Source organism: Halalkalibaculum sp. DA384, from assembly GCF_043951955.1.
In the GTDB taxonomy this organism is placed as follows: Bacteria; Bacteroidota; Rhodothermia; order Balneolales; family Balneolaceae; genus JAMQKA01.
In genome coordinates, this window is sequence record NZ_JBINJE010000002.1 from 250172 (window position 1) to 262606 (window position 12435).

At 51.7% G+C, this 12435-nt stretch carries 9 protein-coding genes; 6 read left to right on the top strand and 3 right to left on the bottom strand.

The features are described 5' to 3' along the window. Positions 1–83: 83 nt before the first annotated feature. The 3 genes from rfbB to rfbD are packed head-to-tail and all read right to left on the bottom strand — an operon-like array spanning position 84 to position 2523. The gene (gene rfbB / locus ACG2E4_RS02455) at positions 84–1082 is read right to left on the bottom strand and encodes a dTDP-glucose 4,6-dehydratase (RefSeq protein ID WP_395259336.1); all 999 of its coding nucleotides are present in this window, start codon (positions 1080–1082) and stop codon (positions 84–86) included. Next, positions 1079–1636: a dTDP-4-dehydrorhamnose 3,5-epimerase gene (gene rfbC / locus ACG2E4_RS02460; RefSeq protein WP_395259337.1), complete on the bottom strand. Its 558-nt coding sequence runs from the start codon at positions 1634–1636 to the stop codon at positions 1079–1081. Before rfbC ends, rfbB begins: the two co-directional genes overlap by 4 nt. A gap of 8 nt (positions 1637–1644) precedes the next feature. Beyond that, positions 1645–2523: a dTDP-4-dehydrorhamnose reductase gene (gene rfbD / locus ACG2E4_RS02465; protein WP_395259338.1), complete on the bottom strand. Its 879-nt coding sequence runs from the start codon at positions 2521–2523 to the stop codon at positions 1645–1647. 477 nt (positions 2524–3000) lie between these two features. Between rfbD and ACG2E4_RS02470 the strand changes: the two genes are divergently transcribed. The 6 genes from ACG2E4_RS02470 (at position 3001) to ACG2E4_RS02495 (ending at position 12281) form a co-directional block, all read left to right on the top strand. Continuing rightward, a complete protein-coding gene (locus tag ACG2E4_RS02470) occupies positions 3001–3897 on the top strand; it encodes a T9SS type A sorting domain-containing protein (RefSeq protein WP_395259339.1) in 897 nt (298 codons plus the stop codon). A 14-nt stretch (positions 3898–3911) separates the two neighbouring features. Further along, positions 3912–4478 (top strand): hypothetical protein, encoded by a 567-nt coding sequence (locus ACG2E4_RS02475; protein WP_395259340.1) that lies wholly within the window; start codon positions 3912–3914, stop codon positions 4476–4478. Positions 4479–4508: 30 nt separating this feature from the next. Beyond that, positions 4509–9602 (top strand): invasin domain 3-containing protein, encoded by a 5094-nt coding sequence (locus tag ACG2E4_RS02480; RefSeq protein WP_395259341.1) that lies wholly within the window; start codon positions 4509–4511, stop codon positions 9600–9602. 402 nt (positions 9603–10004) lie between these two features. Next, positions 10005–10538 carry a hypothetical protein gene (locus ACG2E4_RS02485; RefSeq protein WP_395259342.1) on the top strand — a complete coding sequence of 178 codons (534 nt, stop codon included), beginning with the start codon at positions 10005–10007 and terminating at the stop codon, positions 10536–10538. Between the two features lie 18 nt (positions 10539–10556). Then, positions 10557–11165 carry a hypothetical protein gene (locus ACG2E4_RS02490; RefSeq protein WP_395259343.1) on the top strand — a complete coding sequence of 203 codons (609 nt, stop codon included), beginning with the start codon at positions 10557–10559 and terminating at the stop codon, positions 11163–11165. A 24-nt stretch (positions 11166–11189) separates the two neighbouring features. Continuing rightward, positions 11190–12281, top strand: coding sequence for a hypothetical protein (locus ACG2E4_RS02495; protein WP_395259344.1), 1092 nt, complete (start codon positions 11190–11192; stop codon positions 12279–12281). Positions 12282–12435: the final 154 nt, after the last annotated feature.

Below are 12435 nucleotides of genomic sequence, written 5' to 3' on the forward strand. Positions count from 1 at the left end.
CCGGCGTTGGATTGATTCGCCTGGACGCATTCAACTACAGCTAAAAGAAACCGAGAGATTGCAAGGACGGAATTGTAACCGACTCACCGGTACCGTTCCACATACCAGCGAACAGTCTCGCGCAACTGTTCCCTGAAGTTGCCGGAGGGCTGCCAGCCCAGCTCACTTTTAATTTTACTTGCATCTATGGCATACCGGTAATCGTGGCCGGGGCGATCGGTGACGAACTCCACCAACTGCCTGTAATTGCCGCCGGGACCTTCCCCGACTTCTGTATTCAGGATGTCGCAGATGCTGTGCACAAGGTCAATATTTCTCCACTCGTTATCCCCGCCGATGGCGTACGTCTCACCGGCCGCCCCCTCCCGAAAAGCCAGATCCAGCGCCCGGCAGTGATCGCCCACATACAGCCAGTCGCGCACATTTTCTCCTTTCCCGTAGACCGGAATCGCCTTGTGCCCCACTGCACTCCGTATAACGGTGGGAATCAGCTTTTCATCATGCTGAAATCGACCGAAATTGTTCGAGCAGTTGGTAGTTACCACATTCATCTCGTAGGTATGGTGATAAGCCCGCACCAGGAAGTCGCTCCCCGCCTTCGTGGCCGAATAGGGAGAATTGGGCGCATATGGTGTCTCTTCCGAAAAGGCCCCCTCGTCACCAAGCGTTCCGTACACCTCATCGGTGGAGACGTGCAGAAACCGGTTTTCATCCAGTAACCGCTCTCCCTCCTGCCAGTGCTGCCTGCACTCTTCCAGCAGGTTAAAAGTACCGACCACATTTGACTGTACAAACGGTTCGGGACCGGTAATGGAGTTATCGACATGCGATTCCGCCGCCAGGTGAAATACCCCCTGTGGATCAAACTTCCGGACAATATCGGCCACCGCCTCCCGGTCTGCCAGATCCACTTTTTTGAAGAGGTAGCGGCTGGAATTCTTGATCGATTTCAGGCGACTTAAATCCGAGGCGTAGGTAAGCTTGTCAAGATTAAGGATCTGGTATTCCGGATGCTTTTCATACAGGTATAAAATCAGGTTCGATCCGATAAATCCGGCACCGCCGGTAACAATAATTCTCATGACTGGTATGTAAATAGGTCTTCTGTGGGAATTTCATTCAGTCTGGGCTGATTCCGATCCTTTTCCGAAACAACAGGATCAGTCAGCGGCCAGTCAATATCCAGGGCGGGGTCATTCCAGTACAGCCCACGCTCTGCCTCCAGATTGTAGTAGTCCGAACATTTGTATGAGACCAGCGTCTCGTCGGCCAGAACCGCATAGCCGTGGGCAAAACCGGTGGGAATAAATAGCTGATGCTTGTTTTCTTCCGAAAGCACGGCCGTAACATGCTTCCCGAACCAGGGAGAGCCCCGGCGAAGGTCCACGGCTACATCCAGTATTTTTCCTTTGGGTACCATCAGCAACTTGGCCTGTTGGTTTTGAATCTGATAATGCAGTCCCCGAATCACTCCCCTGGCGGAAGCCGACATGTTGTCCTGCACGAACTCCACGTCAATCTCCCGTTCGCTAAAATACTTTTTGCGAAACGTCTCCAGGAAAAACCCGCGATCGTCTTCGTGCACCTTTGGTATAATGCGCAGCACCTCGGGGATGGATGTGGGAATAAACTCCATATACGGTATTATTCAACGTTAAGTTTTTTAAGCAAATTCTTCAGTCCCTCTCTCCATGAGGGCATGATCACTCCCGGCACCTGTGCGGCCTTGCGGGTACTCAGTTTGGAGAAACGAGGCCTTTTGGCCCTGGTCTCAAAAGCATCTGAACTTACGGGATTTACCTGAATGTCGTGACCTGAAGTTCTGAATATTTCACAAGCCAGCTCATACCAGCTGGTCAGTCCACCGGAAGTGATGTGGTATACACCCTGCTCCTGATTTCTCAACAGACTGAGGGTGTTCTGTACCACCGGTCCCGTGAAGGTCGGGCTGCCCCACTGGTCGTCGACCACGTCCAGCTGGCTGCGCTGATCCGCCAGTTGCAGCATCGTTTTTATAAAATTAGAGCCGTAAAATCCGCACAGCCACGAAACCCGGATAATCAGGTGCTCGCACCCCGCCTGTCGCACGCCCTGCTCCCCTTTCAGTTTTGTAGCCCCGTACCAGTTTACAGGCGATGTCTCATGGTCCTCGGGGTATCCCTCCGGGAAACGCCGGCGGTCTTCGCTGCGCCCGGGAAACACGTAGTCGGTGGAGTAGTGAACCAGCTTGATCTCCCGTTCCGCGCACTGCCCGGCCAACGACTTGACCGCCGTACCGTTGACCCGCACGGCAACCTTCCGATGGTCTTCCGCCCGGTCAACATCGGTGTAGGCCGCGCAATTGACGACGACGTCCGGCATTTCGGCATCCAGTATCTCGGCCACGGCCCGGTCATCCGTTATATCCAGTTGATCCGACCCGAATCCGCTATAATAATCAAACAGCGGGACATTGCCGCGATTTAGCTGGTCCATCCACTCCCGGCCCAGCTGTCCGCCGGCTCCAAAAATTATACCTTTCATACTAGCTAGCCATCATATTGACAATTTCTATTATTGGCATATCTGACTGTTAAAATCATTTTTAGCATTAATAATGAAGATTTAAGCACTACCATTTCAAAAAAATTGAAAACAGTCAGAACCCCGTCCATGTTAACCTTTATTCTGGAACTTTTCATTCTGTCCGCCGAATGCATCCAATTGAAAAATATGCGCTAACCTGCATTATCTCACGAGCATTCTTTTAGAGTTGTGGTTATAAATCCAGGCTAAGATCCCGTTGTGGGATTAATCATTTCAATTTTCAGCTTCTTTCCCTCGCCTTTCTAAAGACATTTTAACTGTATAGCTCTGGTTATATAAATATATTGGCCCGTCACCTGCTACAGGCAGGAGAACCTTTGTAGCTATCAAACTAGTTCCCGCAAATAAATAGAGTGGTCATGGAGAACTTCCTGAAAGCCCTCTTGGTGACTCTAGCCCCGTTCGTGTTGATGATTGCATCCGCCACGTCCGCTGGAAACGACCTTCAATGCAGGATCCGGAACAGTCAACCTGGAAGACAATTTTACCATCTCCAATAACGATACCTTCAATGCGGAAAATGCCACCGCCACGGTTGACAATACGACGGAAATTAATGGTACCTACAACGGGGACGACGGCAACACCACGTTTAACGCCAATGTGGATATTCGGAGTGGAGGAGTCATCAACCTGGATACGGGAACTATCACATTCAATGGAGATACACAGGTCAGGGATAACGGCACACTCAATATGGGGACGGGCACAGTAAATCTGAATTCCGGGCTGACCGCCCAAAGCGACGGCAATGTTAATGTTCAGGATGGGAACCTGAATGCACAGGGGGATGCAAACTTTCAAAACAACGGAAATCTTTCAGTAGATGACGGAAATGTGTTTGTGACCGGCGATGCAACACTGCAAAACGGCGGCAGCTTTGATTTTACCAACGGTTCGATGACGGTAGGGGGCAACGCTTCATTCACAAACGGCGGATCCGTGAACGCCGGTGATTCCCATATTGAACTAAAAGGAGACATGACGGTGCAGAACGGGGGCAATTTTGATCCCGGTACAAGCACTGTAACTTTTAACGGTGGAAACACCCAGACGATAAATGCCGGTAACAATACCATAACTTTTTATGATGTAAATGTTACTGATGGTTCATCGATTCAAACGACGGTTTCTCTCGAGATATTCGATATGCTGGGACGTAACATCGCAATCCTTATCGATCAACAATCCTGCAGTGCGGGACTTCACTCTGTAAGCTGGAACGCCCCGGATTATCCAAGTGGAGTCTATTTTTACCGGTTGACTACGCCGGACCAGCGATTTACAAAAAAACTTACGTTGATAAAATGAAGAGGGAAAGGCTGATGAAGAAGCCCCGACAAAAAAAGGGTCATTTTCCCAATCGGGGCGTTCCTTTTGTCTTGATACAAAAGGAACGTAAAAGGCAAGGCGGTGAATGGGGCACCCGCTCCAGCCCCTCATTCAAGGACGGTAAGCCAAGTGTTTTTTTGTCGTCCGCCCTTGGTCCGACAAGTTCATTATTTTTCATTCCTAATTCCCCAACCGCCCTATATAAATTTTTGTGGGAACCGAGTGCCCGGAGCCGGAGCGTTAAGAAACCATTGTTGTTTGAGATCCGCGTTTTTCAGCGGATCGAGTTCAATGGTTTTAGCGGAGGTGGAGGAAACGCCAAAAAAATTTCTCAGGCGGTGATTTTTCCTGTTCCTTTTTTGATCATTCAAAAAAGGAACAGGAAAATAGAGACCCAAGCATACCAAAGCATATATTCTCAACAAATTGGGGTGGCATTAAGTAATTTTAATCGATTACTTGTCATGTTAATGTATACCTTCCACAAGGTAAATTATTTGCGGCAGAGGCCGGATAAGTTTTTTGGGGTAACAATGTGCTCTTCCCTGAACCTGCTGTAATCAACAACAGATCATCTACATTTACGCGGCTTGAAAGAAAAGAAATCCATATCCTTCAACACGGACCGTATACAACAGGTCCGCACTTTTTTCCTGGCATGGGGCCTGATACTCTTTTCAGTTTCCATCATGCAAGCCCAAAATGTCACCCCGGCTACCGGCGGAGAAAATATTTCAGCCGATGACTATCAGGGATCCTATACCTCACTTACCGACATCATTATCGATGAAACCTCAACCGGACAAATTTCCGTCGGGCAACTGCACTTTGTCCTGCCCGGTGGCTTTGAATGGGATACCAACACCACTCCTTCTGTCGATATTGAGGCGGCAACCGGTTTTTCCGGCAGGGGTACCGGGCTAGAAATTGAATTTGCAAGCATTAGTGCTTCCACCATCACGTTTAATGTTCTCGAAACCAGCGATCAGCCCCCCAACAAAGCGGGCAAAGCCACCTTTTCCGGGTTTGCCGTAAGGCCTGCAACAGATGAACTGCCCAACCAGGGTAGCATCAGTGCATCGGGGGCGGCTGTTTCCAATGTAAATGCCAACTACGGGAGCCTGAAGATGGTGGCCGGGACTCCATCCGATCTGTTTATAGAGACTGCCGCCGACGGTTCAGGCGATGAGGTTGCGGCCCAAAACCTGACCGCCGGAAATTCTATTACCGTCTATGCGATATCCCGCGATGACGGTGGCAACTTTATCCAGAATGTCGATGCCGACAGCTGGAGCTTAACCAATAAAACCGGGCTTACGGCCAACCCGTTGTCGGTGGCCGGGGACAACCGCAGCGCCACTTTTTCCTCAACACTCGTCGGTTCTGCGGGTATCAGTGCCAGCGCAGGAGGACTTGCGAGCAACAGCTCCGGGACCATATCGGTCGTGGCGGACGAGCCGAGCACGCTTGAAATTCAAACCCAGCCCTCGGCCACCAATACTGCGGGAACGGCCTTTGACACACAGCCGGTATTACTGATTAAAGATCAATATGGCAACACGGTGAGCTCTGATAATTTCACCAGTGTGACCGCCAGTAGGAGTTCCGGAACCGGGACGCTGCGTGGAACCACCACCCAAGCGGCAAGCGGTGGTACCGTCACATTTACCGATCTATATCACACGGTGGCAAATACCATCGACTTGTCATTCACCGCCAGCGGGCTCAGCGGGAGTACCTCCAACGCAATCACCATAAATCCGGCCGCTGCAGACAGCCTTACTTTTGTTGTGCAGCCCCCCAACGGGGCCCGAAACACCGCACTGGATCCCGCACCTGAAGTGCAGCTACTCGACACCTACGGCAACAGCGTCAGCAATTCTGGCACCACCATTACATTGGTCAAGGCGCCTGAATCTTCTGGGCCCGGCAATATCAACGGCATCAACAGCGTAGCGACAAACTCCAGCGGAATTGCGGTCTTCAGCGATATTCGACTCAACCAGAACGGGACCTACGTCCTGACAGCCACCAGCGACGGGCTGGCGGACTCTGAAAACAGTAACACTTTTACCATTGCGGATGCCGGGAGTCTGGCGGGATTTGAGATCAGGCAAAGCGGAGGCGGAGACATTGCTACGCAGGTAGCCGGAGAACCGTTTGGCATCGGTATTGCGGCCGTCGACGGCGTGGGTGACACCCTGGACGGCCAAGAGGGGCGTAACAACTTTACGGGATATGTGAACCTGACCGCCTCAAGCAGGTTTGCTGATGACATCGATACAACCCAGGTCGGACCTTTTGTGGACGGTGTTTATGATCCCTCACCCCCCTACGAGGTAAAGCTGTTGCAGAGCGGCGGCAGTACCACCATCACAGCAACCAACAATGACGGGAATGAATCCGGAACCAGCAATGCGTTTGTCCTGAATCCAAACCAGGCCTTTGCCGACTCCACCGAGCTATCTGTTTACAAGTCATCGCTTACGGCCAACGGCAGCGATACAACCCTGGTCACCGTTCAACTGAGGGATTCCCTTGATAACGCCCTGGTTTCGGGGGGAGACGATGTAACGATCTCTCACTCCGGCGACGGGAACCTCTCCTCCCTGACTGATAATGGAGATGGAAGCTATACCGCGATACTGACGGCTCCCACCGACATCGGATCGGCTACATTTACGGTGGAGGTAAATGGAACCACCGCCACCGGGATCTCGGAAACGGTTGTCTTTAACGCGGGTCCGCTGGCCACCTTTCGTATCGAGGACGCCGCCGGTAACTCGGGAACGCTCTCCGATCAAACCGCCGGCAGTCCGTTTGACATTCGTATTACGGCCAAAGACGCAAACAACAACACCGTAGAGTCGTTTGACGGAACCGTTGAAATTTCATCCGATGCCACCTTTACCAGCGGCAGCGGTACAACAGCTTCATTCACGGATGGAGAGCTCGCCTCCCACACGGTCGCCCTCACAAGCGCGGGCGATTTCAAACTCAGGGCCCGCCGTACCGGGTTTTCAGAGGTGGGGGAAAGCAACCAGTTTACCGTACATCCCGCTCCCGCCGATCTCGCAACCTCTACCGTCACTTCCGACCTCCCGTACCTGGAAAACAACGGCACCGACCATACGACGATCAGGGTCCAGTTGAGAGACGCCTACGGCAATAAACTGACCAGCCAGGACGGCAACCAGGTGAACTTGCTGTTTGAGAGTTCGTCCGCTGCATCGTTGAGCAGTACGGCCTACCAGGGAAACGGGCTGTTTACCGGCAACCTGACCGCCGGCACCAACATAGAGACCGTCCGGGTCATCGGGGCGTTAAACAGTTCCACCAGCAGTCCCTCCAGCGATATTGACACGGTGGAAGTGGTAATCACAGAGTTCAACACCTGGCAAAGTACATCGGGCGGCAACCGGGCCGATAAAAGAGACTGGGGTATTGCTGACAACTGGAATATCGGTTCCGTACCCACAACCGGCCAAGTGATCGATATACCCACAACGCCGGCAAATGAATCTTTCTACCCCATTATTGAGCAAAACAGCACGATCGATTTTCTCGACATCAAGAACCAGGCAACTGTGAATCTTGAACCAAATTATACGCTGACGCTCAACAATGATATGAGCGGGCTCGGCACCTTTATCTGCGACCGGTCGACGGTCATTGTAAAAGGAGATCTGACCGTGGCGACCTTCGCCTCTTCCACCTGCAATGTCACCTTCACTGGTTCGGGTGCAGGAGAGATTAGCGGCAATACGCTCACCGGAGATGTTACTTTCGACCGCGACATGACGCTGACCGGTTCGCTGGAATCGCTTACCTCGCTTACGGTAACGGAGGGGAATACCCTGACGATCGAAGATGGCGCCAATATCGACATCCAGGGTACGATGCAGATCGACGGCGAGCTGGTATTTAACGGCGGACATCTTACAATAAGCAGCGATATCACGTCTGGCTCCCAGATCAACATTTCCAACACCACCGTCGAATTCAACGGAACCACGGCACAGGATATAACCGGGCTGGACAACTTCAGCAACCTGATCATCAATAACAGCGAGGGCGTCACCTTCCACAACGATGTTGTGGTGAACGACACGCTCTTCCTGGACAACGGCATGCTCACGCTGGATTCAGGATCGAGCCTGGTGAGCACCGTAAAATCCGGAAACCTGTCGAACATCCGCATGCTGCGGGAGATAAGCGGAACCCCGGGCTGGCGAATGATTGCCCCACCGCTGGCCTCTACGTACCAAGACTTGCTGGACAGTACTGTCACCCAGGGATATGAAAACTCGGAGCTGGGCCTTACCGATTCCAATGGAGATTCCCTGCAACCCAGCGTGCTTTATTATGATGAAACCTACGAGGGCACCGACAACCAGCGCTGGAGAGTACCCGGTGATGCCGGCAATTCGCTGACGCCCGGGCGCGGCCTGTTTGTCTACTTCTTTGGCGACATCGATGTCGACGACCGCTATAACAATCCCCTGCCCGATACCCTCTCCATAAGCGGGGCAGAAAATGACGGGACCGGCTCCTCTTTCACCTTTCCCGTCACCTACACCGCCGAGGCGGACACCGGCTGGAACCTGGTGGGCAATCCCTATGCCGCTACGATAGACTGGGACGACGGCAACTGGACCAAGCAGAATATGGACAATGTAATTTACGTATGGGACCCGGCCGCCAATGACTACCAGGAGTATAACGGTATTGACGGCGACCCGGCCCTGGATGACGGGCTTATAATGCCTTTCCAGGCTTTCTGGGTAAAAGCCAACGGCGACGGCCCGCCCCAGCTTACGGTCAACGAATCCTCCAAAACCACCGGGGGCGAGTTCCTGCGAAAGTCAGGCAAACAACCGGCGTCCATCGAATTCAGGCTGCAGGCCGACAGCCTGAGCAAAACGTCTCATATTACCCTGTCTCCTGATGGTAAAAACGGCAAAGACCGCCGGGATGCGTTCCGCCTGCTGCCCTTCGACACGCAGACCTACCTGGAGCTCTTTTTTACGCTGGAAGACGGTACCGAGCTGTCGATCAACAACCTGGCCCGCAGCTTTGGCAAAAAAATATCGATCCCCATCCACGTGGGCGGGTTTGTCGAGGGAGCTCCCATTGAAGGCGAATATACCCTGTCGTGGCCCGAATTCGGCAACGTACCGGACGCCTGGACGTTAATCTTGACCGATCATGAAACTGGAGAGGAAGTTGATCTCAGGAAAAACGGTTTCTACGGTTTTGACCACAGGCTGTCAAAACAGAAGCAGCCGCTGAATAATACTGCCTCCAACTTTACACTGGTAAACAACCCAAATAACAGTAAGGCCAAGACAGCCGAAAACAGCGGCAGCGCACGTTTTACCCTGACTATCGATCCCGGCAGCGATGCCCAGGACCTGCCCGGGGAATATGCCCTCCATCCCAACTATCCCAATCCCTTTCATGAAGAGACGACCCTCGAATTTGATACCCCGCTGCAGGGCCATGTGGAGATCAGCATATATGATATCCTGGGACGCAAAGTAAAAACCATTGTTGACGAGAGCCTCCCCGCCAACTTTCACGAGCGAAAATGGCGCCCGGCGGGCCTGGCCAGCGGTGTCTATATCTGCGTAATGCGGGCGGGCGACAAGCAGTTTACCAAGAAGATAACCTACATTAAGTAGGGTGAACCCGGTTTAAGTATTGTGAGCATTATTCTCATTTAAATGCCAGTTAAAGTTTCTTATTGTTCATTTTTTGAATGACCAAAAAACGAACCTAAAAACCCACTCTAAATAATCTCTGAGAGGGCTTTGCAAAACCCTCAATTCCTCGTTTTAAGGGAGTTGTACTCCCGTTTAAAGGTCAAAAAGGTCGGTAGTACAACTACCTCCCAAAAAAATAGCAGGTTCTGCAAAGGCCCCTCTGATTAACAAAGGGGGAGGGGACATTTTTAGGTTAATAAAATCTAACTACGTATAGAGCTTCATTATCCCTAAAATGATAACAGTGAAAAGAAAATATTTAAAACATTAAAATTTTCTTATATTTTATACAAAGGCTTGCATTCTTAAACATCTACAGTTATGGCTGGGTACGATGAAGTAATATATACCATTGTGGCGATGGTCGTCTTTTCAGTAATCCTGCTTAGCGCAAACAGCATGATACTCCGCAACACGCAATTGCAGGTTGAAGGAGAGCTTGAACAAGAGGTCGTCGCTGTTGCGCAAAATATCATTGAAGAATCGCGCAGCGTGGCTTTCGACGAGATGACCGTGGATGGAATTCCTCCCATTCAGACGCCCGACGACTTTACGGGCAGTTCCAATTTCGGCACCAAGCGCTCGGATGAGACGGGAGAAACACTCTCCGACCGAAGGACCTTTGACGACCTTGACGACTTCCACGGCTGGAAAGATACCTTCACCATCGAAGGAGTGGATTATGAGCTGTCGGCACGCGTGCGCTATGCCGATCCCGCCACGTTCGACTCCACCACTACCCGGACCAATTTTAAGCGGATCTACCTGAAGGTGGAAAACAAGTTCCTCAAAAACAGTGCAGACCAGCCAATTGATTACGAATTTTCCTATATCAGAAATTATTATGCCGATTAACAAGCAGGTGTTCCCGTTATGAACTTCGGAATTATCACAAGTTACGTCATCGCCGGCATGGTCCTATTGTCCATATTGATGATGAATTTCAGCGTCTCCCAAAGTACCGGTGAGCTGACCATGGCCCGGAACCTGAAAACCCACGTCAACTCGATCGCTGATGTTATCTCCCACGACTTCTCAAAAATCGGCTATAACTGGATGGGAAAGATTAACAATCCCATTACGACCGCCGAGTCCAACAAAATCGTCTTCGCCTCCAACATCGACAATGATGCCAGCAACGATGCGGAAAAAGTTACCTGGACGTTTGGGAACAGCGAAGTTTCTTCCACCTCCAATCCCAATGATTATGTTTTGACCCGCCACATTGTGCAGGGATCTGTCACCATCGACAAAACCGACATTACGCTCGGAGTCACGAAGTTCCAGCTGCACTACTACGACGAGGTCGGCAGCACCACTCCCCTGCCAACGCCGGTGGCAAACCCGGAAGACATCAGGCAGATTGAGATAGAGCTGATCGTACAAAGCGGGGAAAAGATATATAACAACACCAGCGACGGCGGGCGGTATATGACCTCGACATGGCAAAAACGATTTTCACCGATAAATTTACAGGAATAAACAAGATCAAACTGAGGTTTTATTATGGGTAGAGCACTGTTGATTATCTGTTCGGGGGTCTTTGTGGCCCTGGGATATTCGGCCATAGGGATCAATTCCCAGACAAAAGCGATTACCGAATCGACCGTAAATTACGCGCAGGTAATCCAGGCGCGGAATGTGGCTCACACCGCCATCCAGATCGGGATGAACGAGATGAACAAGGATACCTCCTTTGCCAGCAACCACGGCAGCAGTAACAAATGGCAGGTTGAAATTGACGGCGACACTGCCCAGGTGCATTTTGATGTGATCCAGGGCTCCAACGGCTACCGCGACACCTCCATTGTGCGCGTCTATTCCAAAGCGCGTTCCGGGGGCTACGAAAGTGAAGTGATAAGCCTGTACCGTCGCTCCAACTTTGACTTTGTCCCCACATTTACCGCTGCTACCGCCTTCGCCACCACCAACTTTTCCTTTACCATGGGCGGAAGTTCACAAATCAACGGAAACGCCCCCTCCGGCTCCAGCTGCGAAGATAAACCCGGTATCGCCACCATGACGGATGAACGGGCAGACTACGTGGAGGGACAGACGTCCGGGAGTTCCAATCTAACAGGGGACCCGCCTATAGCTACGGATCCCTCGCTCTCCTACTCCCCGGTCGATTCGCTTATCGCCCGTCTCCGCCACCTGGACGGGACCCGCTTTATCAGTGGGAATTACAAAGGCGACCTGGGGACCGAGAATGAGCCAGGCGTGTTTTTCGTGGAAGATTACGCCAAATTTTCCGGCGGTATCGGGGAAGGGTACGGCATCCTGGTAATTCGGTCGGACGCCGAAATGGAGTATGAAGACAGCGACGGCGCCATCCTGGATATGGCCGGTAACGTCACATTCAACGGGCTGGTGATCTTCGAGAACGCCTATAACTTTGACGGGAAAGGAACCCCCACCATCAACGGTTCCGTACTTGTGGGAAATACCGACGACTACAGCGGGCAGATCGACGTCGACATCTCCGGGAACCTGACTATACAGTACGATTGCGTGGGAGAGGAATACGCCAAGCTGGCGGCGGCCCGCCTGGTGCAAACCAACAAGTTTAAACGCCTGACTACCTACGAGGAGCTTTAATCCTCCTCCTGCCCTATATTCCCGGATCTCCGCGCCCATGATTTAACCCGGATTATTCGCCAAGAAATTTGGGTGTGCACGAGGCGAAGGAAACATGACCGCGGAATAGTACAGGTGTACAGTGAGCACCTCATGTTTACTTCAACGAAGTGCA